The sequence below is a fragment of the Streptomyces sp. NRRL S-244 genome (genome assembly GCF_000717915.1).
In the GTDB taxonomy this organism is placed as follows: Bacteria; Actinomycetota; Actinomycetes; order Streptomycetales; family Streptomycetaceae; genus Streptomyces.
This window is the reverse complement of the sequence record NZ_JOCX01000011.1, coordinates 122110-145416: the sequence shown is the minus strand read 5'-3', so window position 1 is coordinate 145416 and position 23307 is coordinate 122110. Positions and strand designations below refer to the sequence as shown.

Annotated in this window: 22 protein-coding genes and 7 tRNA genes; 13 read left to right on the top strand and 16 right to left on the bottom strand. The window is 73.2% G+C overall.

Going from position 1 to position 23307, the window contains the following annotated elements:
• The first annotated feature begins 97 nt into the window (after window positions 1-97).
• Both IF02_RS0115900 and IF02_RS0115895 read left to right on the top strand, forming a co-directional pair.
• Window positions 98-2293 (top strand): elongation factor G-like protein EF-G2, encoded by a 2196-nt coding sequence (locus IF02_RS0115900; RefSeq protein ID WP_030157368.1) that lies wholly within the window; start codon window positions 98-100, stop codon window positions 2291-2293.
• Window positions 2294-2431: 138 nt separating this feature from the next.
• Window positions 2432-4099 (top strand): hypothetical protein, encoded by a 1668-nt coding sequence (locus tag IF02_RS0115895; protein WP_030157366.1) that lies wholly within the window; start codon window positions 2432-2434, stop codon window positions 4097-4099.
• Between the two features lie 81 nt (window positions 4100-4180).
• On the opposite strand, the gene IF02_RS0115890 is transcribed toward IF02_RS0115895, so the two are convergent.
• Window positions 4181-4741: an HIT family protein gene (locus tag IF02_RS0115890; protein WP_030157364.1), complete on the bottom strand. Its 561-nt coding sequence runs from the start codon at window positions 4739-4741 to the stop codon at window positions 4181-4183.
• Window positions 4742-4808: 67 nt separating this feature from the next.
• Here IF02_RS0115890 and IF02_RS0115885 point away from each other — a divergent pair, with 67 nt between their 5' ends.
• Window positions 4809-5498 carry a potassium channel family protein gene (locus IF02_RS0115885; RefSeq protein WP_030157363.1) on the top strand — a complete coding sequence of 230 codons (690 nt, stop codon included), beginning with the start codon at window positions 4809-4811 and terminating at the stop codon, window positions 5496-5498.
• Window positions 5499-5513: 15 nt separating this feature from the next.
• Here the strand turns inward: IF02_RS0115885 and thrS are convergent, their stop codons facing one another.
• From thrS to IF02_RS0115870, 3 genes are all read right to left on the bottom strand, one after another.
• Window positions 5514-7490, bottom strand: a complete 1977-nt coding sequence (gene thrS / locus IF02_RS0115880; protein WP_030157361.1) for a threonine--tRNA ligase — start codon at window positions 7488-7490, stop codon at window positions 5514-5516.
• A 166-nt stretch (window positions 7491-7656) separates the two neighbouring features.
• A complete protein-coding gene (locus IF02_RS0115875; protein WP_234318216.1) occupies window positions 7657-8916 on the bottom strand; it encodes a hypothetical protein in 1260 nt (419 codons plus the stop codon).
• Window positions 8916-9506 (bottom strand): DUF4365 domain-containing protein, encoded by a 591-nt coding sequence (locus IF02_RS0115870; RefSeq protein WP_030157357.1) that lies wholly within the window; start codon window positions 9504-9506, stop codon window positions 8916-8918. Before IF02_RS0115870 ends, IF02_RS0115875 begins: the two co-directional genes overlap by 1 nt.
• 231 nt (window positions 9507-9737) lie before the next feature.
• Here IF02_RS0115870 and IF02_RS0115865 point away from each other — a divergent pair, with 231 nt between their 5' ends.
• Complete coding sequence (locus IF02_RS0115865; protein ID WP_030157355.1) at window positions 9738-10463, top strand: 3'-5' exonuclease; 726 nt, start codon at window positions 9738-9740, stop codon at window positions 10461-10463.
• A gap of 85 nt (window positions 10464-10548) precedes the next feature.
• On the opposite strand, the gene IF02_RS0115860 is transcribed toward IF02_RS0115865, so the two are convergent.
• Together IF02_RS0115860 and IF02_RS0115855 are read right to left on the bottom strand one after the other, a co-directional pair.
• Window positions 10549-10620: transfer RNA gene (locus IF02_RS0115860), tRNA-Val, on the bottom strand.
• A gap of 39 nt (window positions 10621-10659) precedes the next feature.
• Entirely contained in the window at window positions 10660-11220 is a 561-nt protein-coding gene (locus IF02_RS0115855) for an SRPBCC family protein (RefSeq protein WP_030157353.1), read from the bottom strand.
• A gap of 152 nt (window positions 11221-11372) precedes the next feature.
• Here IF02_RS0115855 and IF02_RS0115850 point away from each other — a divergent pair, with 152 nt between their 5' ends.
• Window positions 11373-13739: an SCO7613 C-terminal domain-containing membrane protein gene (locus IF02_RS0115850; RefSeq protein WP_030157351.1), complete on the top strand. Its 2367-nt coding sequence runs from the start codon at window positions 11373-11375 to the stop codon at window positions 13737-13739.
• Between the two features lie 64 nt (window positions 13740-13803).
• Here the strand turns inward: IF02_RS0115850 and IF02_RS0115845 are convergent.
• Window positions 13804-13875 (bottom strand) — tRNA-Val (locus IF02_RS0115845).
• Window positions 13876-13921: 46 nt separating this feature from the next.
• Window positions 13922-14404, bottom strand: coding sequence for a TIGR02611 family protein (locus tag IF02_RS0115840; RefSeq protein ID WP_030157349.1), 483 nt, complete (start codon window positions 14402-14404; stop codon window positions 13922-13924).
• Between the two features lie 177 nt (window positions 14405-14581).
• On the opposite strand from IF02_RS0115840, the gene IF02_RS0115835 reads away from it, so the two are divergent.
• Window positions 14582-14995 (top strand): SsgA family sporulation/cell division regulator, encoded by a 414-nt coding sequence (locus tag IF02_RS0115835; RefSeq protein ID WP_030011909.1) that lies wholly within the window; start codon window positions 14582-14584, stop codon window positions 14993-14995.
• Between the two features lie 289 nt (window positions 14996-15284).
• On the top strand, window positions 15285-15875 hold the full coding sequence (locus IF02_RS0115830; protein WP_030157346.1) for a CGNR zinc finger domain-containing protein: 591 nt from the start codon (window positions 15285-15287) through the stop codon (window positions 15873-15875).
• A gap of 42 nt (window positions 15876-15917) precedes the next feature.
• On the opposite strand, the gene IF02_RS0115825 is transcribed toward IF02_RS0115830, so the two are convergent.
• Together IF02_RS0115825 and IF02_RS0115820 are read right to left on the bottom strand one after the other, a co-directional pair.
• Complete coding sequence (locus IF02_RS0115825) at window positions 15918-16097, bottom strand: hypothetical protein (RefSeq protein ID WP_030157343.1); 180 nt, start codon at window positions 16095-16097, stop codon at window positions 15918-15920.
• Window positions 16098-16205: 108 nt separating this feature from the next.
• Window positions 16206-16676: a hypothetical protein gene (locus tag IF02_RS0115820; protein ID WP_030157342.1), complete on the bottom strand. Its 471-nt coding sequence runs from the start codon at window positions 16674-16676 to the stop codon at window positions 16206-16208.
• 227 nt (window positions 16677-16903) lie between these two features.
• Here IF02_RS0115820 and IF02_RS0115815 point away from each other — a divergent pair, with 227 nt between their 5' ends.
• Window positions 16904-17404: a DsbA family protein gene (locus IF02_RS0115815; RefSeq protein ID WP_030157340.1), complete on the top strand. Its 501-nt coding sequence runs from the start codon at window positions 16904-16906 to the stop codon at window positions 17402-17404.
• Here the strand turns inward: IF02_RS0115815 and IF02_RS0115810 are convergent.
• From IF02_RS0115810 to IF02_RS0115800, 3 genes are all read right to left on the bottom strand, one after another.
• Window positions 17401-18225, bottom strand: a complete 825-nt coding sequence (locus IF02_RS0115810; RefSeq protein WP_030157338.1) for a GNAT family N-acetyltransferase — start codon at window positions 18223-18225, stop codon at window positions 17401-17403. The two genes, IF02_RS0115815 and IF02_RS0115810, sit on opposite strands and share 4 nt — an antisense overlap.
• A gap of 130 nt (window positions 18226-18355) precedes the next feature.
• Window positions 18356-19180: an aminotransferase class IV gene (locus tag IF02_RS0115805; RefSeq protein ID WP_030157336.1), complete on the bottom strand. Its 825-nt coding sequence runs from the start codon at window positions 19178-19180 to the stop codon at window positions 18356-18358.
• Between the two features lie 16 nt (window positions 19181-19196).
• Window positions 19197-20252 carry a chorismate-binding protein gene (locus IF02_RS0115800; protein WP_030157334.1) on the bottom strand — a complete coding sequence of 352 codons (1056 nt, stop codon included), beginning with the start codon at window positions 20250-20252 and terminating at the stop codon, window positions 19197-19199.
• Window positions 20253-20432: 180 nt separating this feature from the next.
• Here IF02_RS0115800 and IF02_RS0115795 point away from each other — a divergent pair.
• The 5 genes from IF02_RS0115795 (at window position 20433) to IF02_RS0115775 (ending at window position 20907) form a co-directional block, all read left to right on the top strand.
• Window positions 20433-20505 (top strand) — tRNA-Gly (locus IF02_RS0115795).
• A 40-nt stretch (window positions 20506-20545) separates the two neighbouring features.
• Window positions 20546-20619 (top strand) — tRNA-Cys (locus IF02_RS0115790).
• Window position 20620: 1 nt separating this feature from the next.
• Window positions 20621-20692 (top strand) — tRNA-Val (locus IF02_RS0115785).
• Window positions 20693-20711: 19 nt separating this feature from the next.
• Window positions 20712-20783, top strand: a tRNA-Val gene (locus IF02_RS0115780).
• 49 nt (window positions 20784-20832) lie between these two features.
• Window positions 20833-20907 (top strand) — tRNA-Val (locus tag IF02_RS0115775).
• An 89-nt stretch (window positions 20908-20996) separates the two neighbouring features.
• Here the strand turns inward: IF02_RS0115775 and IF02_RS0115770 are convergent.
• The 3 genes from IF02_RS0115770 to IF02_RS0115760 all read right to left on the bottom strand — a co-directional run bounded on the left by IF02_RS0115770 (window position 20997) and on the right by IF02_RS0115760 (window position 22879).
• Window positions 20997-21302 carry a zf-TFIIB domain-containing protein gene (locus IF02_RS0115770; protein ID WP_030157333.1) on the bottom strand — a complete coding sequence of 102 codons (306 nt, stop codon included), beginning with the start codon at window positions 21300-21302 and terminating at the stop codon, window positions 20997-20999.
• Window positions 21303-21367: 65 nt separating this feature from the next.
• Window positions 21368-22462, bottom strand: coding sequence for a phosphotransferase (locus IF02_RS0115765; protein WP_037836368.1), 1095 nt, complete (start codon window positions 22460-22462; stop codon window positions 21368-21370).
• Window positions 22463-22693: 231 nt separating this feature from the next.
• Window positions 22694-22879 carry a hypothetical protein gene (locus IF02_RS0115760; RefSeq protein WP_030157329.1) on the bottom strand — a complete coding sequence of 62 codons (186 nt, stop codon included), beginning with the start codon at window positions 22877-22879 and terminating at the stop codon, window positions 22694-22696.
• Window positions 22880-23307 lie beyond the last annotated feature (428 nt).

Below are 23307 nucleotides of genomic sequence, written 5' to 3'. Positions count from 1 at the left end.
TGCCGGGTACTACGTATGGACGCAGTGTGACGCCGGTGCAAAGCTCGAAGGACCCCGATTCAACCTCCTCACCGTCACACCGGGAGGCACGAGCATCATGGGAGCCACATCACACCAAGCCGGAGCCGCCGGCAGGGCACCGACGGCCGACCGCCCGTCGTCGTTGCGGAACGTCGTGCTGGTCGGCCACAGCGGAGCCGGCAAGACCACGCTGGTCGAGGCCCTCGCCCTGACGGCGGGCGCCGTCAACCGGGCCGGCCGGGTCGAGGACGGCACCGCCGTCTCCGACTACGACGAGATCGAACACCGCCAGCAGCGGTCCGTACAGCTGTCCCTCGTCCCGGTCGAATGGGCCGGTATCAAGATCAACATCCTGGACACCCCCGGATACGCCGATTTCATCGGCGAGCTCAGGGCCGGTCTGCGCGCCGCGGACGCGGCCCTTTTCGTCGTCTCCTCCTCGGACGGCATCGACGGCGCCACCCGCATGGTCTGGGACGAGTGCGCGGCCGTCGGCATGCCACGCGCCATCGTCGTCACCCATCTGGAGGCAGCCCGCGCCGACTACGCACAGATGACCACCGTCTGCGGGGAGATCTTCGGAGCCGAGGACCCCGACGCCGTCATCCCGCTCTACCTGCCCCTCTACGGGCCTCCCGGCCCCGACGGGCACGCCCCGGTCGCCGGCCTCCTCGGCCTGCTCTCCCGGCGCGTGTACGACTACACCTCCGGGGAGCGCGTGGAGCGCGACCCCGAGCCCGCCGAGCTCGCCCTCATCTCCGACGCCCGCTCCCGCCTCATCGAGGGGATCATTGCCGAGAGCGAGGACGAGAGCCTCATGGACCGCTACCTCGGCGGCGAGGACATCGACTTCAAGACCCTCGTCGACGACCTGGAGCGCGCCGTCGCCCGCGGCACCTTCCACCCCGTCCTGATGGCCGCCCCGGCCGCCGACGGCGCCCGCCAGGGGCTCGGCACCGTCGAACTCCTGGAACTGATCACCGGCGGCTTCCCCACCCCGCTGGAGCGCGCCGCCGTGGCCGTCACCGCCCCGGACGGCGCCGGGCGCCCGGCCGTCACCTGCGATCCCGACGGGCCCCTCGTCGCCGAGGTCGTCAAGACCTCCTCCGACCCCTACGTCGGGCGCGTCTCCCTCGTCCGCGTCTTCTCCGGCACCCTGCGTCCCGAGGAGACCGTGCACGTCAGCGGTCACGGCCTGGCCGACCGCGGGCACGAGGACCACGACGTCGACGAGCGGATCGGCTCCCTCACCTCCCCCTTCGGCAAGCAGCAGCGCACCCTCACCCAGGTCATCGCCGGGGACCTCGCCTGCGTGGCCAAACTCACCCGCGCCGAGACCGGCGACACCCTCTCGGCCAAGGACCGGCCCCTGCTCATGGAGCCCTGGCCGATGCCCGACCCGCTGCTCCCCCTCGCCATCGCCGCCCACAGCAAGGCCGACGAGGACAAGCTCTCCCAGGGCCTGGCCCGGCTCGTCGCCGAGGACCCCACGATGCGGCTGGAGCAGAACCCGGACACCCACCAGGTCGTCCTGTGGTGCCTCGGCGAGGCCCACCAGGACGTGGCCCTCGAACGGCTGCGCACCCGCTACGGGGTCCAGGTCGACCCCGTCCCGCACAAGGTGAGCCTGCGCGAGACCTTCGGCGCCAAGGCCGCGGGCCGCGGCCGCCACGTCAAACAGTCGGGCGGGCACGGCCAGTTCGCCGTCTGCGAGATCGAGGTGGAACCGCTCCCGCCGGGCAGCGGCATCGAGTTCGTCGACAAGGTCGTCGGCGGCGCCGTGCCCCGCCAGTTCATCCCGTCCGTCGAGAAGGGCGTACGCACCCAGGCCGCCCGCGGGGTCGCCGCCGGCTATCCGCTGGTCGACGTACGCATCACCCTGCTCGACGGCAAGGCGCACTCGGTGGACTCCTCCGACGCCGCCTTCCAGACCGCCGGCGCGCTCGCCCTGCGCGAGGCCGCCGCCGAGGCGCGCATCCACCTCCTCGAACCGGTCGCCGAGCTCGCCGTCCTCGTCCCCGACGAGTACGTCGGCGCCGTCATGAGCGACCTCGCCGGCCGCCGCGGCCGCGTGGTCGGCACCGAACAGGCCGGCTCCGGCCGCACGCAGGTCCGAGCCGAGATCCCCGAGATCGAGATCGGCCGGTACGCCGTCGAACTGCGCTCGGTGTCGCACGGCACGGGCCGGTTCACCCGCGCCTACGCCCGCCACGAGGCCATGCCGCCCCAGATCGCCGACAAGGTGCGAGAACAGGCCGAGAAGGGAACCTGACTGACACAGCGCCGGGAGCCGCCCACCCAAGCCGCTTGCGGTGGGCGGCATTTCCCTGTCCCATGACCATGGGAAGAGATACGCCGATAGGCTCATCTGCGCGGCAAAAGAGCACAACGCACAGCGATGGGGGCAACGGTGGCGGACGACGGATTCGACTTCAGGCCCGGGGCACAGGTCCCCCTCCAGGGGGGCGGGGGCCAGACGGCGGCGACCAACGCCCTCGCGTCGGCCGCGTACCGGGACGGCGGCAAGGACACCAAGCTGTCCGACATCGCGAAAGCCGACAACGAGTACCACAAGTCCACGATCAAACCCCCGAAGATCTCGCTCTTCGAGCCCAATCTGGGCGAGGCCTTCTGTCGTGCCGTCGAGGCCCGCACCCTCGGCGCCGGCCGCAAACCGCTCATCCAGTCCTTCGGCCTCGACCCGCAGACCGTCGTCGAGCACTGCCTGGCCGCCTCCCGCATCCGCAAGGAGCGCGACCGCAAGCTGCGCCTGATCATGCTCGTCGCCGGCGTCGTCTTCCTGCCCGGCCTCCTGCTGTGGCTGGGCCTGTTCCAGCTCCGCAAGACGCTGACCAAGGGTGACGGCAAGCGCTCGTCCTGGATGGGCACCCTGCTGCTCGTGGGCGTCGCCGTCGTGGCGGCCGTACTCATGTTCCGGCTGCCGTTCACCGGTTTCCTCGGCCTCTACCTGCGCGGCATGATCATCGCTCCCGCCGTGGGCTGGCTCCTCGCCCGCCGGATCTGCGAGGCCACCGCCGCCGACCTGCGCTCCCGCTGGGACGGACTGCTGGCCGGCAGCGGCATCGGCGCCAAGATCCCGGAGGCGGTGCCCGGCAACCCCGACGAGAAGGCCCGGGAAGACCTGCGGCACTCGCTCGCCAAGCTCACGGCCGAGGACCGCAGCAACTCAGTCTTCTACGCCGGCCCCAAGGGCATCCTCGGCATGGGCACCCGCTGGGGCAGCTGGCAGATGGCCGAGGAGCTCGCGCCCAAGACCGAGGGCATGGAGATCCACCCGTTCCGCAGCTGGGACGTCATACGCGCGATCGACACCGAGCTGCGCAAGCTGGAGCGCGGCCCGCTGCACACCGGCGGCCTGCCGCCCGCCTCGATCCAGCACTGGATCGTCACCCCGGTCGGCGAAGCCGCCGGGGAGGTGGCCCGCCCCACCGGCGCCGACGTGGACACCTTCCTCGTCAAGCCGCACGAGATCACCCGGATCTGCAACGAGCAGCAGTTCAGCGGCGGCAACCGGCACTACCTCGGCATCCAGTACCCGCTCTGGGACGGCCAGTTGGTGATCACCATGCTGGTGACGGTCACCGTGCTGTACAAGACCCTGCGCGTCGAGGTGACCGGCCACGCGCTCGGACCGGTGCACGGCCTGTTCACCAGCAAGTCGGCGGCCCCGAAGGTCGAGGTGCCGAAGTCCATCCGCTTCTGGGAGACCGTCGAGCGGCCCCTGCCGCTGGTGGACGCCGCGGAAGTGGTCCGCCTCGCCGTCCGCGCCCCGCTGACCTGGTTCCCGCCGGTCCTCGAGTTCTTCGGCGGCAAGCTGGTCCTGCCGGAGCCCTTCGGCCTGCGGCACGTCTGGGCGGGCCAGCCCTGGCGCCACCGCTTCATGGCCGACGACGCCCTGCGCGCCGCTACCCCGGTCCTGCGGGCGGTGCACGCGGCGGCGCTGCGGGTGCTCGAGGAGAACGGCGCCGACATCGACCGCTTCAGCAACCGCTCGATGATCGTCAGCGGGCTCGTCCAGGACGCCGCCCCGCGCAAGGCCGACGCCTACGACGCGTAGGCAGCAGGTCCCGGGGCCGATCCGCGGCCCCGGGACCTGCTGGCCGTCCTGGTCGTCCTGCTCTTCGTCCTGCTTTTCGTCCTAGTCGTTGGGCCAGGCGTCGGCGAGCATCTGGCGGGTGTCCGCGAGGAGTTGGGGCAGCACCTTGGTGTGGCCGACGACCGGCATGAAGTTGGTGTCCCCGCCCCAGCGGGGCACGATGTGCTGGTGCAGGTGTGCCGCGATGCCGGCCCCCGCGGCCGCGCCCTGGTTCATGCCGATGTTGAAACCGTGCGCCCCGGACGCCTTGCGCAGCGCGACCATCGCCCGCTTCGTGAGATCGGCCAGCTCGGCCGTCTCGGCGACGTCGAGCTCCGTGTAATCGGCGACGTGCCGGTACGGAACCACCATCAGATGGCCGCCGTTGTACGGATACAGGTTCAGCACGGCGTAGACGTGCTTGCCCCGGGCCACGACCAGGCCGTCCTGGTCGGACATCTCCGGAATCCCGCAGAAGGGACAGCCGTCCCCGGCCTCCGGACCGGTCGGCTTGTTCTCCCCCTGGATGTACGCCATCCGGTGGGGCGTCCACAGACGCTGGAACGCGTCCTGCGTGCCCACACCGATCTGCTGCTCCGGCTCACTCGTCATGGGATGCAGCATATGACCTTGCCCCGGGAGGGCGTGTCGCCGGGGGGAAGACGGCCACCGGCACCGCGATGCTGGGCCCATGCGTGCCGAAGCAGAGCCCCGTGATCGAGTCTGGGAGCGGCGTACCGAGCTGCCGCTCTTCTACGCTTCCCTGGTCTTCATGGCCGGGTACGCCGTCCGCGTCCTGGTCCCCGGCACCGATCATGTCTGGCAGGACATCGCGGCAATCGCGATCCTGGCGACCTGGGGCTGCTTCCTCGCGGACTTCCTGGCCCGGCTGGTCCTGAGCGGCGAGAAACCGCGGCGGTTCGTCCGCCGGCACTGGCTGGACGCCGTGGTGGTCCTCCTGCCCACGCTGCGTCCGTTGCGCCTGGTCAAGGTCCACGACGCGATCCGGGCCAAGGGGCGCCGCCCCCGCCGCAGCCTGTACCCGCGCGTGATCACGTACGCCGGGCTCACCTCGGTACTGCTGGGCTTCTCCGGCTCGCTCGGCATCTACCACAGCGAGCGGACGGACCCGGCCTCCCCCGTCCGCACCTTCGGGGACTCGGCGTGGTGCGTGGTGCAGACCCTGACGACGGTCGGCTACGGCGACGTGGCCCCCGTGACCCCGACCGGACGGGTGATCGCTACAGGCCTGATGCTCTGCGGCCTGGCCCTGCTCGGGGCGGTGACGGGCTCGTTCTCGTCCTGGCTGATCCAGGTCTTCCGCGACGAGGACGACGAGGGGGCCCCGGGGAACGGAAGTTCCCCGGGGCCCCGTCGCTAGGCCGTACTGCGCCGGTCAGACCTGGACGCGGTCCTCGACGACCTTGGCCAGCTTGGCCAGCGCCTCGTCCTTGGCGATGCCGTTCTCCTGCGAACCGTCGCGGTAGCGGAAGGAGACCGTGCCGGCGGCCATGTCCTCGTCACCAACGATGATCATGAACGGGACCTTGAGCTTCTGGTGGTTGCGGATCTTCTTCTGCATCCGGTCGGACGAGGCGTCCACCTCGACCCGCAGGCCCTTCTTCTTCGCCTCGGCGGCGAACTCCTGCAGGTACTCGACGTGTCCGTCGCCGATCGGGATGCCGACCGCCTGGACCGGGGCCAGCCACGGCGGCATGGCGCCCGCGTAGTGCTCCAGCAGTACGGCGAAGAACCGCTCGATGGAGCCGAACAGCGCGCGGTGGATCATGACCGGGCGCTGGCGGGAGCCGTCGGGCGCGGTGTACTCCAGGTTGAACCGCTCCGGCAGGTTGAAGTCCAGCTGGACGGTCGACATCTGCCAGGTGCGGCCGATGGCGTCGCGCGCCTGCACGGAGATCTTCGGGCCGTAGAAGGCCGCGCCGCCCGGGTCGGGGGTCAGCGGGAGGCCCTGCTTCTCGGCGACCTGCTGGAGGACGGCGGTGGCCTCTTCCCAGACCTCGTCCGAGCCGACGAACTTCTCCGGGTCCTTGGTCGACAGCTCCAGGTAGAAGTCGGTCAGACCGTAGTCGCGGAGCAGGTTCAGCACGAAGGTGAGGGTGCGGTCGAGCTCCTCGGCCATCTGCTCACGGGTGCAGTAGATGTGCGCGTCGTCCTGGGTGAACCCGCGGGCACGGGTCAGGCCGTGCACGACGCCCGACTTCTCGTACCGGTACACGGTGCCGAACTCGAACAGGCGCAGCGGGAGCTCACGGTAGGAGCGGCCGCGCGCGTCGAAGATCAGGTTGTGCATCGGGCAGTTCATGGGCTTGAGGTAGTAGTCGGTACCACCGTCGAGCTGCATGGGGGGGTACATGCCCTCCGCGTACCAGTCCAGGTGCCCGCTCTTCTCGAAGAGCGCGCCCTTGGTGGCGTGCGGGGAGTAGACGAACTCGTAGCCCTCTTCCTCGTGCCGGCGGCGCGAGTAGTCCTCCATGGTCCGGCGGATGATGCCGCCGCGCGGGTGGAAGACGGCCAGGCCGGAGCCGATCTCGTCCGGGATGGAGAAGAGGTCCAGCTCGTTGCCGAGCTTGCGGTGGTCGCGCTTCTCGGCCTCGGCGAGGAAGTCGAGGTGGGCCTTCAGCTCTTCCTTCGACGGCCAGGCGGTGCCGTAGATGCGCTGGAGCATCGGGTTCTTCTCGCTGCCGCGCCAGTAGGCGGCCGCGTTGCGCATCAGCTTGAACGCCGGGATGTTGCGGGTGGTGGGCAGGTGGGGACCGCGGCAGAGGTCCTTCCAGCACAGCTCGCCGGTCTTGGCGTCGAGGTTGTCGTAGATGGTCGGCTCGCCGCCGCCCACCTCGACGTTCGCGCCGTCGTCGGTCGAGGCCGAGCCCTTGATGCCGATGAGCTCCAGCTTGTACGGCTCGTCGGCGAGCTCCTCGCGGGCCGCCTCGTCGGAGACCACGCGGCGGGCGAACTTCTGCCCGCGCTTCTGGATCTCCTGCATCTTCTTCTCGATGACCTTGAGGTCCTCGGGGGTGAAGGGCTTGGCGACGTCGAAGTCGTAGTAGAAGCCGTCCCGGACCGGCGGGCCGATGCCCAGCTTGGCCTCGGGGAAGAGCTCCTGCACGGCCTGCGCCATGACGTGCGCGGTCGAGTGGCGCAGGATGTTCAGGCCGTCCTCGGAGGAGATCTCCACCGGCTCGACGGTCTCGCCGTCCTTCACCTCGTACGCGAGGTCCTTCAGCTCACCCGCGATGCGCGCGGCGACGATGGTGCGCTCGCCGGCGAAGAGCTCCGCCGCCGTAGTGCCCGTGGCCACCACGCGCTCGTCCCGCTCGGAATCGCGTTGGATGATCACACGGACGTCTGACACCGGTCTCTCCTGACTCAGGGGGTGCGCGAGCGAACACTGCGCGCCTGAATCGTACCGAGCCGAGCGGCCCCGCCGCGAAACGGTTAAGCCTCCGCCGCCCCGGGCACCCGGCCCGGGTCGGACGGCGCGCCGCGGCGGGGTCGGTCAGCCGTCGGTCAGTCGCCGGTCAGTCGTCCGTCGGGAGGACGTCCGCGGGGTCCAGGGACTCGTCCAGGGACTTCATCAGGCGGTCGCGCTCGACCTCGTCCAGCGGGACCGGGCTCACGTCGGTGGCGTCCGTCAGCCGCCGGAACCCGCCCCGGCGCTGCAGCCGTCCGCTCACCCGGATCGGCACGCCGACCAGGTGCGCGTGCCCCGCCACCCGGTACGCCTCCTCGTCCAGCACCGCCCGTACGTACGGCACCTCCGCCCCCGCCAGGACGCGCAGCCGGATCGTGCCCCCGCCGCCCGGCGCCGAGCGCCGCATCCGGACCACCGCGCCGGCCACCCGCACGGGAACCGCCGGTTCGTCCCGGGTGTAGCGCGCCGCCGCCTCCCGGAGCACCGGCAGGTCCCCGGGCGAGAACTCCACCGGCTCCGGCCGGGCCGCGCACCCCGCCGGGACCCCCGCCGCCGGCGCCCAGGCCAGCGCGATCCGGGCCCCCTCCGAGCCGCGCACCAGCGCGATCAGCGCGTCGGCCAGCTCCCGGCTGACCCCGGCCTCGACCGCCGCGTCGAAGGCCTCCATGCCGCCGGTGGCCCGCCGGTAGTCCACGGCCTCACGGGCCGCGTGCAGCGCGTGGTGCAGCCGGGTCACGGTGCCCCGCCCGCCGTCCACCGGGACGTACGCGGTCAGCCGGCGCCCTCCGGGGGCCGGCCCCACCAGGACCCCGTCCAGGGCTCGTTCGGCCTGGCCGCGGTGGCGGGCCCCGTAGTACCCGGCCCTGGCCCGGTCCGCGAGGGCCCCGGCCAGCAGCAGCTGCCGGGCGGCCGAGCGGAGCTGTTCCTGCACGGTCCACGCGGCCGCGCCCCGGGGCCCGTACGGTCCCTCGGGGCCCTCCGGGATCCGCCGCTCCCAGCGGATCTCGTCGCTGGGCACGCTCAGTCCGTACAGCACCTCCCGCGCGGACGGCAGCGCGCTGCGCGAGAGGGCGGTCAGCGCCTCCTCCAGCAGGTCGGAGCAGTCGGGGAAGGCCCGGCTCTCGGGGACGAGGAGGCTGCTCCCCCCGCCGGCCGACCCCTGCGGGGCCGGCGGCGTCCAGCGCCCGTACCGCCCCGCGGCCCCGCCCCGGCGCTGCCAGCCGTGCCGGTGCAGCAGGGCCCCCAGCACGGCCGGGTCGACGTGTGCGGGATCGGGCGTCCCGGAGTCCGAGAAGTCCCCGTACGAAAAGTCCCCGTACTCCGACGGGGACCTCAGCGGTTCCAGGTTCGGTGAGTGCCAGTGCATCAAGGTGTCCCTCCCGACCCGACCCGGGTCATGATCTCGCACAGCGCCCGGTCGTCGAAGATCCGCGTGGTGGGGATCCGTACGGTGGTCCGGCGCCGGCCGGTCACGGGGTGCCCGGCGAGGTTGGTCCAGTAGCAGCAGTGCCGCAGGTCGAGCCGGTCGTGGCCGGCGGCGAGCCACTGGTCGCGCTCTCGCGGGACGAGCATCACGACGAGGATCTTGTGGACGGCGACCGGCGTGCGCGCCAGCTTCACCAGGTGCTCGTTGTCGAGGGTGAAGGCGAACGTGGGCCCGGCCGGTCTGGGCGGTATCTGGTAGGTCGCCTTGAGCTGCACCTTGATGGTGACCTCGTCGTCGACGACGTGCTCGGGCGCGCCGTGGTTGACCTGCCAGTCGATGCCGTTGTCCGGAAAGGGCTGGGAGAGCGAGCAGCCGGCCGCGGCCGCGACGGCGTGCAGGTATCCCACCTGGAGGGTCTCCATGCAGGCGGTGGTGGCGAGCGTGCCGCGCAGCGGTCCGGTCCGGTCCTCGTTCCGCGGATCGGTCCGCCCCTGCAGCATCCCGCCCGGTTCGGGCTGCGCGAGCGCCATGGCCGGCTCCCCATGCCTTCCGGGCTCTGCCGAATGAGGGTGGTGTGGTGGGTGGGGTGACGACCGGTCATGTGTGCGGTCCCCCAGGAAAGTTGTCTCCGTACCGGACCGCCCGCAAACGGCGTACGGCGCAAACAGGCCGGGTATCACCGATGCGGGCAGGGGTGGCACGTTCCGAGGCGGCGGTGCCCGGGTGCGCCCCGACTGCCGATCGGGAACGAGGAGTTCGCCATGACGCGCTGGTATGAGGGGCCGCTGGCCGCATTCGACACGGAGACGACCGGGGTGGACGTGGAGCAGGACCGGATCGTGTCCGCCGCTCTCATCGTGCAGGAGTGTGCGGGCGGCCGGGTCCGCTCCACCCGCTGGCTGGTCAATCCCGGGATTCCGGTGCCCCCGGGGGCCACGGAAGTGCACGGACTGACCGATGACCACCTCCAGCGCAACGGGCGGTGGCCGGCGCCCGTCGTGGAGGAGATAGCCCGTGCGCTCGGGGAGCAGCTGGTGGCGGGCCGGCCGGTGGTGGTGATGAACGCGCCGTTCGATCTGACGCTGCTGGACCGGGAGTTGCGCCGGCACCGGGCGTCGACGCTGGCCCGGTATCTGGACAACCGGCCGCTGACGGTGCTGGACCCGCGGGTGCTGGACAAGCACCTGGACCGGTACCGCAAGGGCCGCCGGACGCTGACGGACCTGTGCGCGCACTACGGGATAGAGCTGGAGGGCGCGCATGACGCGGCTGCGGACGCGCTGGCCTCGCTGGAGGTCGTACGGGCGGTGGGGCGCCGGTTCGCGGCCCGGCTGGAGCGGCTGACCCCGGCGGAGCTGCACACCCTCCAGGCGGTGTGGCACGCGGCGCAGGCGCGCGGGCTGCAGGCGTGGTTCGCGCGGCAGGGGACGCCGGAGGCGGTGGATCCGCACTGGCCGCTGCGGCCGGAGCTGCCGGCGGCGGCGTAGGACACGGCCCGGGACGGACGCGAGAGCAACGGGCCCCCGACATGCGGAAGGCCGGTCCGTCGTGAGACGGACCGGCCTGACCCGGTGGGCGATACTGGGATCGAACCAGTGACCCCTTCGGTGTGAACGAAGTGCTCTCCCGCTGAGCTAATCGCCCGGGAACGGGTTGAACAATACAAGAGGCACGGGGTCTGGTTCAAACCGCTTCCGGCGAGGTGGCGAGCCGGGCCTCGAGCGCGTGCCGTCCGGCCCGCATCATCAGCGCGTGGTTGAGGCGGAACGCGGGCCGCACGGGCAACGCGAGGCGCCTCAGCAGGGGGCTGCGCACCTCGACCTCCTGCTCGTACAGGGCCCGTGTCCCGCGGCCGCCCGCTCCCCGGCGGGCCCGCACGGTCCACCGCGCCCAGCCCTCGATGTCCCCGTGCAGGGCCGCCTCCAGGAGGCCGCGCCCGGGATCGCGGAGCAGTTCGGTGGCGGTCATCCGGATCTCGTACGGGAGGAGGGAGCGGATGAGCAGGGTGCCGCTGTACCCGCCGCGCCCGTCGCGCCCGCCGTCCCCGCCGTCCCCATCGCGCCCGCCGTCCCCGACGGGCCCGCCCTGCCCGCCGCTCTGCTCGACCGCGCGGACCTGGGGCCACCAGCGCGGGTAGTCGCCGGCCTGCTCCAGTACGGAGTAGACCCGCGCGGGCGGGGCGTCGAGGTCCCACACACTGCGGAAGCGGTAGCGGTTCCAGCGGTCCAGGCGACTGCGGTCCATGGCCCCAGTCTGGACCGGCGGGGCGGCGCGCGGGGCCCGCTCCGCCGCATCCACTCTCCCGTGGGTACGGACGCGTACTCCCGTGTACTCAGCGCGGATCTGAGTACGCACGCCCATGTCCTGACGGCGTGACGGGCGCCACACTCCGGAGCATGGCGACTCCACCACCCCCCGGCATACCGCTGCCACCCGACCGCGAGCTGGCGCTCATCGACCACGAGCTGGCTCAACTCGACGCCCGGCGCGCGTACTTGCTGGCCCGGCGGGACTGGCTGCTGCGGCTGCTGGCGCCGAACGGCTGGACGTCGGCGGCTTCCGCCTCCCCCGTCCGCCCGCAGGAGCCCTCGGGCCCGGGTGCGCAGAACGTGCTGCTGACGCTGGGTGCGGTGCTGCTCGCGGTGGCCGCGCTGGCGTTCACGCTGGTCAGCTGGGGGTCCCTGGGGATCGCCGGGCGCGGCGCGGTGCTGGCCGTGGTGACGGCGGCGGCGCTGGGCGCGCCCGCGCTGCTGCTGCGCCGCGGGCTGCGGTCGACGGCCGAGTCGGTGGCGGCGGTGGGGCTGCTTCTGACGGTGCTGGACGCGTACGCGGTGTACGCGGTCGCGACGCCGCAGACCGACGGCACGGCGTACGCCGCGGGGGCGGCCGGCGTACTGGCGGCACTGTGGGCGGGGTACGCCCGCGTGCTGCCGGGGCTGGTGGTCCCGCTGCCGGCGGCGGTGCTGACGGCCCAGCTCCCGCTGCCGCTGGCGGCGGTGGCCGCGGCGGCGGGGCCGGTGGGGGCCGGCTGGGCGCTGCTGGCGACGGCGGCGCTGGACGCGGCGCTCGTCCTGCTGGTGCCCGGGGCCCGGGCGCGGGCGGCGGTGTTCGGCCCGGCGGCGGTGAGCGCGGCCGTCCTGGGGGCGGGGGCCCTGCTGAGCGGGCTGTCGCAGATGGCGCAGGCCGGTTCGGCGGGGGCGGCGGCCGCTCCGGCGCTGCTGCTGGCGGCCTGCGCGGCGCTGGGCGTCGGGGTGGCCTGGCGCGAGCCCTCGGCGATGGCGGCCTCGGTCGCCGGCGCCCTCGCGGGGGTGGCGGCGCTCGGCGGCCCGGTCCGGCCGCTGCTGGCGCGGGACTGGGCCGTGGTGGTGTTCCTGCTGCTCGCCCTGCCGCTGCTGGCGGCGGTACGGGCGAGCGCGATCCCGGCGGCGGTCCGGCGCGGCCTGGCCCGGGCCGGGGCGGGGGTGGCCGCCCTGGCGGCGCTGTCCGCGCTGGTCGCGGCGGTGGGCTCGCTGGGGTTCCGGGTCCGGGTGCTGGGCGAGGTGTGGGCGGCGACGACCCCCTCCCCGGAGGCGTACGGGCCGGGCCCGGCGGCCGCGGTGACCCTGCTGCTGGCGGCGGGGGCGGCCGGGTGGTCGGCCCGGGTGCTGCCGCGCCCGGAGCCGGGCGTGATCGCGGTGGTGCTCGGCTGGGCGGGGCTGTTCACGGCGCCGCTGCTGCTCGGGCTGCCCGTGGCGGCGGTGCTCGCGGCCCAGCTGGCGGTCACGGCGGCGGCCGGGGTGTGCGCGCTGCGGCTCGGGCGCGGTGCGGGGTACGCGGCCGCGGTGTGCGCCGTGGTGGGGGCGCTGAACCTGTCGGTGGCCGCGCTGGACGGCCGTACCGCCACCTTCGTCGTGTTCGTGCTGCTGGGCGCGGGCTGCGCGGCGGGGGCGGCGCGGCGGCCCGCTCCGCTGCCCGTACGGGCCGGGGCGGCGGTGCTGGCCGTCGGGTACGCGGCGGCCGTGGTGGCGGCGCTGGGGGCGCTGTGGGGGCTCGCGGCGTCCTGGTGGGCGCTGCCGCTGCTGGCGGTCCCGGCGGCGGTGGCTGCGGCCGGCCCGCGGCTGGGCCCGGTGCGGCTCCCGGCGGAGGCCGCGGCGGGAGCGGTCGGCGCGGTGGCGCTGCTCCTCGCGAGCTGGCCCTGGGAGCCGGCCCGGGCGGCGCTGGTGTGCGCGCTGGCCGGGGTGGTCTGCGCGGGCGCGGCGCTGCGGGCGGAGCGGCGCGGGCTCGGCTGGGCGGCCGGGGCCCTGTTCGTGGCGGCGACGTGGATCCGGCTGTCGGCGTCGGGGGTGCAGGTGCCGGAGGCGTACACGCTGCCGGTGACGGTGCCCGCGCTGGCGGTGGGCTTCGTACGCCGCCGCCGGGACGCGCGGGCCTCGTCGTGGACGGCGTACGGACCGGGGCTGGGCGCCACGCTGCTGCCGAGCCTGCTCGCCGCCTGGGGCGATCCGCACTGGCTGCGGCCGCTGCTGCTGGGCCTGGCGGCGCTGGCGGTGACCCTGCTCGGCGCGCACCGGCGGCTCCAGGCCCCGCTGCTGCTCGGCGGCGCCACCCTCGCCGCGGTGGCCCTGCACGAGCTGGCCCCGTACGTGGTCCAGGCCGTCGACGCGCTGCCGCGCTGGCTGCCGCCGGCGCTGGCGGGGCTGCTGCTCCTGGTGGTGGGGGCGACGTACGAGAAGAGGCTGCGGGACGCGCGTCGGCTGCGGGCGGCGCTCGGCCGGCTGAGATAACGGCGTGAGCGGGGAAACGCCAAGGGCCCGGAGACGGTGAAAGTCTCCGGGCCCTTGGTCCGGGTGGGCGATACTGGGTTCGAACCAGTGACCCCTTCGGTGTGAACGAAGTGCTCTCCCACTGAGCTAATCGCCCGGACGCACCGCAAACATTACCCCATGTCAGCGGTGGTTCCCGACCATCACTGGTCCTTGAGGTCCCAGGGCATCGTGAGCCCGTACTTCCACAGGTAGAAGCCGATCAGCGCGCCCGCGATCACGAGTCCGACGCTGGTCAGGATGATGTTGCGGCGGCGGACCTTCGGGTCCAGCGCCTTCTGCGCGGCCTCGGTGACCTTGCGCTTGGTCCAGCGGAGCACGAGCGACGCCCAGGCGAACTCGGTGGCCCAGATCGCCAGGCCCGCGAAGATCGCCACCCAGCCGGGGCCGGGCAGGACGAGCATGGCGACGCCCGCGCCGATGACGGCGAGCCCGACGATGAAGACGCCGACCTGCCAGCTGAGGTGCAGGGTGCGGCGCGACTTGATGAAGGCGGGAGCCTTCGATACGTGCGGCGCTCCTTCCGTGGTCTGCTGAGCGGCGTCGTCGGTTGCGGACTCGACCTCGGACTCGACTGCGGACTCGGCTGCGGACCCTTGGGTCCCGCGGTCACTCCCCGTATTCATGAGCCCGAATCTACCGGAGCCGGAAGCACACGTGAATGGTGCTTTGGATCCGCCGTCCGAGGGACCCAGAGGTCCGCAAAACGGTCAGAGGGGTTTACAACGGCACCGTAGGTGGCATGTCGATTTCGCCGACGTGCGAATCCCCGAGCGCACACTGAGCGAAAGGCCCTGGCGCTTATGAACACCACGGTCAGCTGCGAGCTGCACCTGCGCCTCGTTGTGTCGAGCGAGTCCTCACTGCCTGTCCCGGCGGGCCTGCGGTATGACACGGCCGATCCCTACGCCGTGCACGCCACCTTCCACACCGGCGCCGAGGAGACGGTCGAGTGGGTTTTCGCCCGAGACCTCCTCGCTGAGGGCCTCCACCGGCCCACCGGAACCGGAGACGTCCGCGTCTGGCCGTCCCGCAGCCACGGTCAGGGCGTCGTCTGCATCGCCCTGAGCTCACCGGAGGGAGAAGCACTGCTCGAAGCACCCGCCCGCGCACTCGAATCGTTCCTCAAGCGGACGGACGCCGCGGTTCCACCCGGGACCGAACACCGGCACTTCGACCTCGACAAGGAGCTCTCCCACATCCTGGCCGAAAGCTGAGCCAGGCCCTCAGGGAGCACCTCCCGGCACGCGCCGGGGGCCACTCCGCACCGTCCGACTCGGGGCGACGGTGCGGGCTGGACGAAAACCTCATACGGCAGTGCCGGCGCTGTTCTTGCGGAAGCCGTCCGCGAGGGCGGCGCCGGTGTGCGTGGCGCGGTCCGCGTTGCCGCTGGTGACGCGTCCGTCACGGGGGTCCCTCCCGGTTCCGCCCGGGCACGGCTAGAGTCGGCCCCCAGCGGCGGCACTGGCCCGTCGCCGCAGGCCCGGCCCCCAGGGAGCGACCCCCGTGCAGATTCCCCACGACACCCGTCGCGCGCTCGACGTCGTCGTCGCGCTGGTGAACACCGCGGCCGAGGCGGACCAGCCCGACGGACTGGCGGACGTCGGCTCACTGCGCGAATTCGTGCGCGAGTACAAGATCAGCGACATCGGCGAGCTCGGCGCCCGCGACCTCTCCGGCGTACGGACGGTCCGCGGCAAGTTCGCCCAGGTCTTCGGTGCGCCCAATCCGCGGATCGCGGCCGGGCTCATCAACGAGCTGGTGGCGACCGCCGGCACCACCCCGCAGCTGACCGACCACGACGGCTACGACTGGCACGTCCACTACTTCGCGCCGGGCGCCTCGCTGGGCGACCACCTCGCGGCCGACGGCGGCATGGCGCTGGCCTTCATCGTGGTTTCCGGCGAGCAGGAGCGGCTGCGCCGCTGCGAGGCCCCCGACTGCCGGCGGGCCTTCGTGGACCTGTCCCGGAACCGCTCGCGGCGCTACTGCGACAGCCGGACCTGCGGGAACCGGCTGCACGTGGCGGCGTACCGGGCCCGGCGCAAGGAGGCCGACGCCGGCCCTTCGGAGCCGGACGCCCAGCAGGACGCGTAGCGGGACGCCCGGCAGGACACCCAGCGCGAGGCTTGGCGGGGCTCACAGCAGGAAGAGGTCATGGACGGCGGCCAGCAGCAACAGGGTGCCGATCACCCCTAGGAAGATCATCAGGGGCGGCTGGGAGAGCGCGAAGAGGCAGCCTCGCGGCTCGTCGGCGACGGGGGCGGGGACCGGGGCCGGTGCGGGAACCGGCGGGTCGCCCTGCGATGTGTCGAGCATGTCGGGGCGATGATCGCGCAGGGCGCGCCTCATCAGCCCCCAACACGCCAGCCTTTACGCGGGAGTTCACCCCTTCTTGTCAGGCCCGCGGCGATACCGCGCCCGGCCTCAGATTCCGTGCTTCTTCAGAATCGCTTCGATGTCGGAGAAGTCGTCCGCAGGAGCGGCGGGGGCCTGGCGGGACGCCGGCTGCGGACGGGCACCCTGCCCCGGCGAGGGGGCGGACGCGGCCGGGGCCACGGCCTCCTGCCCGGGGCTCCCCTTGGCCGCCTTCGCGGCCTTCGACGGCTCGGCCGCCTTGGCGGGCTTCTCCGCCGCGCCGAGCCCGCGCCGCTCGATGGCGCGGGTGGTCATGAACAGCACCCAGGAGAGCCCGAGCAGCCCGAAGCCCACCCAGACGGTCGGCTTGAAGACCATCCCGGACACCCACTCCACGAAGCCCGTCAGCACCAGGGCGACCGGCACCAGCGCGTACGCCGCGATCCGCGTGGCCGCGAGGAAGCGCTTGCGGTACGCGGTCACCGCGGCGATGCCCAGGCCCGCCGCGGATACCGCGGAACATATGGTCTCGGCCAGCATGCGGTCCTCCAGGGATGGGCGATCTGTCCCTTCCATCCTGCACCGGGCACCACCGCAGCGGCCACGGCCCGAGCGGATCCCGCACCGATCTCCGGGAGATCTCGGGGTCGCGCCTCCTCCTCAGGGGGTGCGTGAGGGGGTGCGGCAGGGGGTGCGGCAAGGGCACCGCAGGGGCGTGGCAGGGGTGCGTTTCGGTGACCGCGCCCGGCGGCTGGGACACTGGGCCCATGACCGATTCCGTGATCCTCGACGTCTGGTGCGAACTCCAGTGCCCGGACTGCCACCGCGCCCTGGACGACGTACGCGCCCTGCGGGCCCGCTACGGCGACCGGCTGGACATCCGGCTGCGCCACTTCCCGCTGGAGAAGCACAAGCACGCCTTCGCCGCGGCGCAGGCCGCCGAGGAGGCCGCGGAGCAGGGGGCGGCGTGGCCGTACGTGGAGGCCGTACTGGCCCGCACCGCGGAGCTCGGCGAGCGCGGCGAGGCCGTACTGCTGGACGCGGCGCGTGAACTCGGCCTCGACGCCGAGGAGTTCGACACCGCACTGATCGACGGCAGGCACATCCTGATCGTCGACGCCGACCAGGCCGAGGGCAAGGCGATCGGCGTGACCGGCACCCCGACGTACGTCATCGACGGCGAGCGCCTCGACGGCGGCAAGAGCCAGGAGGGCCTGCGCGCCCGCATCGAGGAGATCGCGGACCGCCTGCTGGCCGACAACGCCTAGAGCAGGTCCTTGGCGTAGTTGACGGCCGTCGTCCGGTAGCCGAGGGACTCGTACAGCCGCAGGGCCGGGGTGTTGCCCGCGAAGACCTGGAGCCCGAGGACGCGGTGGCCCCCGGCGAGGGCCGCGCGTTCGGCGAGGAGCATCAGGTCGCGCCCGTGGCCCCGGCCGCGGTGCTCCTCGGCGACGGCGACGTCGAAGACGTACGCGCCCTCCCCGTTCGGCGCCGCCCACACGTGGCCGACGGGGACACCGTCCGCCTCCAGGACGGACAGGGTGGTGCCCTCGGTGGCCAGTCCGCGGGGCAGCGCCTGTTCGTGGTCGGCCACCGCCTTCGCCCGCGCGGCCTCCTCCGGCATGCCGCGGGTGGTCCAGTCGGCGGCGTAGCCCTCGACCGCCGCGACGAGCCAGACCTCGTACTCGGCCTCCGTCATGGGCCGGCCGACGACCCCCGCGCGGAGCTCGGGCGGCTCCGCCGGGAGGTCCTTGGCCATGATGCGGCTGTACTCGGCGTACCCGAGCGCCTGCGCCATCCGCAGGCCGCCCGGCGACTGCGCGGGCACGGAGACCCGGACGCGGCGGCAGCCCCAGCCGCGCAGCACCTCCTCGGCGGCGAGCGCCCCGACCGTGGCGCGGCCGCGCCGCCGGTCGGGCTCGTCGACGGCGAGATCCCGGATCTCGCCGACGGCCGGCCCGAAGGGCGTGTCGCAGGCGATCAGCAGCGCGCCGACGCGCCTGCTGTTGACCCGGATCTCGTACGGGCGCGACCGCGCGCCCCCGCTGCTCTGCTGAAGCGGCCCGCTCGGCCGCAGGGTGGTGGTCATCAATCGAGTTCTACCCGCCCTGCGGCCCCCTGCGACAGCCATTAAACGGGCGGTTCGGGCGGTGCCCCTTTCCCGGTCCCACCCGTTACACCCGTCCCGCCCGTCCCGCCCGTCGCACCGGGCACCCGGATCAGGGGTCCAGGTCCGCGCCGGCGTGCGCGTCGAAGATCCGCATCGCCTCGGCCGTGACGGGCCCCGGCACGGCCGCGGCCACGGTCCGCCCGTCGACCCGGTGGACGGCCTGCACATCGCGCAGCGTGGAGGTCAGGAAGATCTCCTCGGCCTGCTCCAGCGCCTCGAAGGGCAGGTCCGTCTCCTTGGCGCCGGCCCAGTCCACGACGAGGGCCCGGGTGATGCCGGCGAGGCAGCCGGAGGCGAGGGGCGGCGTGTACAGCTCCCCGTCCAGCACGACGAACACGTTGGAGCCGGTGCCCTCGCAGAGCCGCCCGACGGTGTTCGCGAACAGTGCCTCGGAGGCCCCGGCCCGGTGGGCGGCGGCCAGCGCGACGACGTTCTCGGCGTACGAGGTGGTCTTCAGGCCGGCCACGGCGGATCGCTCGTTGCGGACCCAGGGCACCGTGATCACGGCGGTGGTGTCCGGCCGGCGGTTCTCCTCGGCCACGGCCACCACGAGGGTGGGGGCGGCGTCGCCGCGGTCGGAGCCGAGCGGGGACACGCCGCCCGTGTACGTGATGCGCATCCGGGCGAGCGGCAGCGGATTGGCCTCAAGGACGGCCGCGCAGGCCCGGCGCACCTCGTCCGGGTCGGGGTCGGGCAGTCCGAGGCCGCGGGCCGAGCGGGTCAGCCGGTCCACGTGGCGGGTGAGGGCGAAGGCGGTGCCGCGCTCCGCCTTCACCGTCTCGAACACGCCGTCGCCCACGGTCAGCCCGTGGTCGAAGACGGACACCTGTGCGCTGTCGGCTTCCCGCAGCGCGCCGTCGAGCCAGATCCTCACCGTACGATCCCTCCGCTCACCCAGGGGTGCCGGTCACCTCATGGGTTCCCGACGCTACCCTGAGCAACCGGGCTGCCTTCAGCTCCGTCTCGGCCCATTCGCGATCGGGGTCGGAGCCCCAGGTGATGCCGGCGCCGGTGCCGAAGAGCAGGCTCGGGCCGCCCGGGCGCCGGCGGTCGATCCAGAAGGTGCGGATGCCGACGGCGAGCTCGGCGGTGCCGCGGTCGGCGTCGACCCAGCCGATGCCCCCGCAGTAGGGGCCGCGGGGGGCGGTCTCCAGGGCCTCGATGATCCGCAGCGCGGAGGACTTCGGGGCGCCGGTGACGGAGCCGGGCGGGAAGGTGGCGGCGAGCAGCTCGGGCCAGCCCGCGCCCTCGGCGAGTTCGCCGCTGACGGTGGAGACGAGGTGGACCAGGCCCGGGTGCTCCTCGACGGCGCACAGCTCGGGGACGGAGACGGAGCCGGTGGCGCAGACCCGGCCGAGGTCGTTGCGTACGAGGTCCACGATCATGACGTTCTCGGCGTGGTCCTTGGGCAGGAGGTCGGCGGCGGTGCGGCCGGTGCCCTTGATGGGGCCGGACTCCACGTGGCGGCCGACCCGGCGCAGGTACAGCTCGGGGGACGCGGTGGCGATCTCGACGCCGTGGGCCGGCAGCCGAATCGTTCCTGCGTACGGGGCGGGGTTGCCGCGGGCGAGCAGGGCCGTGAGGGCGTCGACGTCGGCGCGGTCCGGGTCGGGCAGCGGCGCGGACATCACGCGGCAGAGGTTGGCCTGGTAGACCTCGCCGGCGGCGATGTATTCGCGGATGCGGCGTACTCCGGCCGTGTAGGCCGCGCGGTCGAGGGAGGAGGACCACTGGTCCGCGGCGGGGCCGCGCCAGGCCCCCGGGACGGGCGCCGGGACGGGGTCGGGGCGTATGTCGCCGAAGCGGGCGCAGACCAGGCGTCCCTCGAAGTCGGCGGCGACCGCCCAGAAGCCCGTCGAGTCGAGGGCGGAGGGGTCGCTGGTGACGTCTCGGAGGTCGGTCGCGAGGAGGCCGCCGAAGCGGGCCAGGGGAAGCAGGTCGTGCACGGCTGCGAGTCTATGACCGGTGACGCCGCGGCGCCGGTGAGGTGACCGCCGGGTGACCGGTGGTGATCGAGCGGCAGCACGCTGCGGAAACGCGTTTTTGAGCTGGCCCGGGAATCCGCTAGAGTTCAACACGTCGCCAGGGAGCGAAGGGGGAAAACCCCGGAGCGAACACGGTGACCTGCGGACGTAGCTCAGTTGGTAGAGCACCACCTTGCCAAGGTGGATGTCGCGAGTTCGAGTCTCGTCGTCCGCTCGAAGTGGGGGATCTTCCCGAGAACCCCTGCCAGCTCCATGGTGGAGTGGCCGAGAGGCGAGGCAACGGCCTGCAAAGCCGTCTACACGGGTTCAAATCCCGTCTCCACCTCCAAGGACGATTAGCTCAGCGGGAGAGCGCTTCCCTGACACGGAAGAGGTCACTGGTTCAATCCCAGTATCGTCCACTGATCCGCAAGGATCCCCGCGCGATTAGCTCAGCGGGAGAGCGCTTCCCTGACACGGAAGAGGTCACTGGTTCAATCCCAGTATCGCGCACGCAGTACAGGCATCACCTGCTTCATCTGCGGTTTCGCACCGTAGTCCCGCGCGATTAGCTCAGCGGGAGAGCGCTTCCCTGACACGGAAGAGGTCACTGGTTCAATCCCAGTATCGCGCACCACCTCCGGAAGCCCCGGCCGTTTCGACGGCCGGGGCTTCTGCGTTGTGGCGGGCCCGGAGCCCGGGGCCCAGAGCCCGGAGCCCGGGGCCTCAGGAGGAGAAGAGCATCCGGCCGAAGCCGCCCTTGTGGTGGCCGTGGTGACCGTGGCCGTGGCCGCCGTGGTGCGGGGCGCCCCAGGCCGGGGCGGGGGCGTGCGCGGCCGGGTAGGGGGCCGGGGGCGCGGCCGGCGGCGGGACCTGGCCGTACTGGCCGCCGGTGTACTGGGACTCCAGGCGGGTCAGCGCCTCCAGCTCGCCGTAGTCCAGGAAGATGCCGCGGCAGTTGCTGCACTGCTCGATCTGGACACCGTTGCGGTTGTAGGTGTGCATCATCGCGTGACACTTCGGACACTGCATGACCGGATCAACTCCTCGCCGTCTGCTTCGACACCGGATGCATGCCCGGTGGCGTGAAGCTCACCCTACGACGGAGCCTGTGCCTCCAAGTCGGGCGGGAGGGAGGCAATTCGGGCACAGGACTCCACCATCAGCCGCTCCACGTCTTCGAGTCGGCGTCGGCTTTCCGCCGATTTGGCCAGGGCGAGGGCGGCGGTCTGCACGGTGAGGGCCCGGGCGGCGAGGTCCAGTTCCGGCCAGGGGTCGGAGCCGGGCGGTCCGGCCGCGGGGCCGCCGGCGGCGCGGTAGGAGTCGAGGAAGCGGACCCAGGTGCCGGTGTCGAGCAGCCCGGCGGCGTACCAGGCGGCGGGCCGCGCCAGATCCCAGGCGGGGGTCCCGATGCCGAGGTCGTCCACGTCGATGAGCCGCCAGCCCCCGTCGGGGCCGGGCCCCCGCACCAACTGCCCGAGGTGCAGGTCCCCGTGGCACAGGGCCCCGCCGCGGGGTGCCGGCGCCTCCCCGCGCACCCAGGCGGGCAGGGTCCGCGCAGCGGCCCGTACGAGGTCGCCGGCGGGCCGGCCCTCGGCGGGGCCGGGCACGAGCGCGGCCCCGGACCGCGCCCCGGCCGGACTCCGGGCGACGTCAGGACTGCGGGCGCCGTCAGCACTGCGGGCGCCGTCAGCACTGCGGGCGCCGTCGGTACTCCGCACCCCGTCGGGACCCCTGACCCCGTCGGGAGCCGTGGCCCGGGACAGGCGGCGCAGGGCGCGGGCGAGTTTGGCCGGGCCCCGCATCGGGGGGACCGGGCCGGGCAGCCGGTGCACGGGCACCTGGTGCAGGGCCGCCAAAAGCCGTCCGGCCGCCTCCCAGGGGGCGTCCTCGGGACGCTCCGGGTCGACCGGAGCCCCGTACGGCCAGAGGGAGACCGGCCGGCCCCCGAGGTAGCCGACCTCGGGGCGCAGCGGGGCCAGCAGCACCCCGGCCAGCGCCTCGTCCGCGGCGATCCGCATCCGTACGGCGAGGCCCGCGCGGTCGCTGTCCCCGGCGTGCGCCTTGGCGACGATCTCGCCGCAGCGCACGACCGTGCCGTCCTCGCGCTCGGCGAGCAGCTCGTAGGGGGCGCCGCGCTCCCCCGCGCCGGCGTACGCCGCGAGGGCGGCGGGCAGTGGCTCCTGGTTCATCGCGGCTCCACGGCTCCCGTCGCTGGCGTCTCGGAAGCAGGTTACGGAACCGCGGGGCCGCATGAAGCGGCGGACGACGGTGTGGGACGGCATGAAAAAGGGTGCTGCCCGTCCGACTCCCCAGTCGTACGGGCAGCACCCTTCACCTGCCGTCCGTCGCGCCCCCGTCCCCACGGGGTTCGACAGGCCGATGTCCCGGTCCGGGCCGCTCTCCCGGACCCGGGGCGCCGCTCAGCGCCCCAGCATCACGCCCACGGACGACGCCTGTGCCGCCACCTGGTCGAATCCTCCGAAGAGGAAGAGCAGGAGGGCGGCCAGGGGGAGCACCATGGCCGCGGCCACCAGTGGGTGGCGCGTGCCGGACTCATGGCCGTTGAACGCGAATGCCTTGCGTCCGTGCCGCGTGATGTCCGCCATGGTCCTCTCCCTGTCGGTTGGCAGCGGCGGGCTCGTGACCTCGGGGGACGAGTGCGCCACCCGCCGCTTGTCTTCAACACTAGGCGCGGCGAGGGCCCCTGGCGTCCTGCCCTCGTACCCCTTGGCAGGCCTCCAAGAGGATGACGGGCCACCGTGCGTGTACTCCCCTGGGTGGAGACCGGCCCCCCGTTCTGAGGGTCATCCCGGAGGGGATGACCGGAGGGTAGTGAGTTCGCTCACTTCCGTCACTCCCCGCGCATGCGTGTCTGCCGACGGGGTACTCGCAAGATCGCCCCGAGCGCCCGCCCGGCGCACGCGCTCCCGCCCTCCGCGCGCCCCGCGCACGACCCCGGCCGGATGCCCAATCCCCTTGGCCCGAGGGCCGCTTGGCCGTACGGGCAAGTGCCGTACGGGCAGGGGTCCGTGCG

Coding starts and splice junctions, on each gene's coding strand:
- IF02_RS0115900 (WP_030157368.1), top strand. CDS start 98: ATGGGAGCCACATCACACCAAGCCGGAGCCGCCGGCAGGGCACCGACG.
- IF02_RS0115890 (WP_030157364.1), bottom strand. CDS start 4,741: ATGCTGCATCCCATGACGAGTGAGCCGGAGCAGCAGATCGGTGTGGGC.
- IF02_RS0115885 (WP_030157363.1), top strand. CDS start 4,809: ATGCGTGCCGAAGCAGAGCCCCGTGATCGAGTCTGGGAGCGGCGTACC.
- IF02_RS0115875 (WP_234318216.1), bottom strand. CDS start 8,916: ATGCACTGGCACTCACCGAACCTGGAACCGCTGAGGTCCCCGTCGGAG.
- IF02_RS0115870 (WP_030157357.1), bottom strand. CDS start 9,506: ATGGCGCTCGCGCAGCCCGAACCGGGCGGGATGCTGCAGGGGCGGACC.
- IF02_RS0115865 (WP_030157355.1), top strand. CDS start 9,738: ATGACGCGCTGGTATGAGGGGCCGCTGGCCGCATTCGACACGGAGACG.
- IF02_RS0115855 (WP_030157353.1), bottom strand. CDS start 11,220: ATGGACCGCAGTCGCCTGGACCGCTGGAACCGCTACCGCTTCCGCAGT.
- IF02_RS0115850 (WP_030157351.1), top strand. CDS start 11,373: ATGGCGACTCCACCACCCCCCGGCATACCGCTGCCACCCGACCGCGAG.
- IF02_RS0115840 (WP_030157349.1), bottom strand. CDS start 14,404: ATGAATACGGGGAGTGACCGCGGGACCCAAGGGTCCGCAGCCGAGTCC.
- IF02_RS0115835 (WP_030011909.1), top strand. CDS start 14,582: ATGAACACCACGGTCAGCTGCGAGCTGCACCTGCGCCTCGTTGTGTCG.
- IF02_RS0115825 (WP_030157343.1), bottom strand. CDS start 16,097: ATGCTCGACACATCGCAGGGCGACCCGCCGGTTCCCGCACCGGCCCCG.
- IF02_RS0115820 (WP_030157342.1), bottom strand. CDS start 16,676: ATGCTGGCCGAGACCATATGTTCCGCGGTATCCGCGGCGGGCCTGGGC.
- IF02_RS0115815 (WP_030157340.1), top strand. CDS start 16,904: ATGACCGATTCCGTGATCCTCGACGTCTGGTGCGAACTCCAGTGCCCG.
- IF02_RS0115810 (WP_030157338.1), bottom strand. CDS start 18,225: ATGACCACCACCCTGCGGCCGAGCGGGCCGCTTCAGCAGAGCAGCGGG.
- IF02_RS0115770 (WP_030157333.1), bottom strand. CDS start 21,302: ATGCAGTGTCCGAAGTGTCACGCGATGATGCACACCTACAACCGCAAC.
- IF02_RS0115765 (WP_037836368.1), bottom strand. CDS start 22,462: ATGAACCAGGAGCCACTGCCCGCCGCCCTCGCGGCGTACGCCGGCGCG.
- IF02_RS0115760 (WP_030157329.1), bottom strand. CDS start 22,879: ATGGCGGACATCACGCGGCACGGACGCAAGGCATTCGCGTTCAACGGC.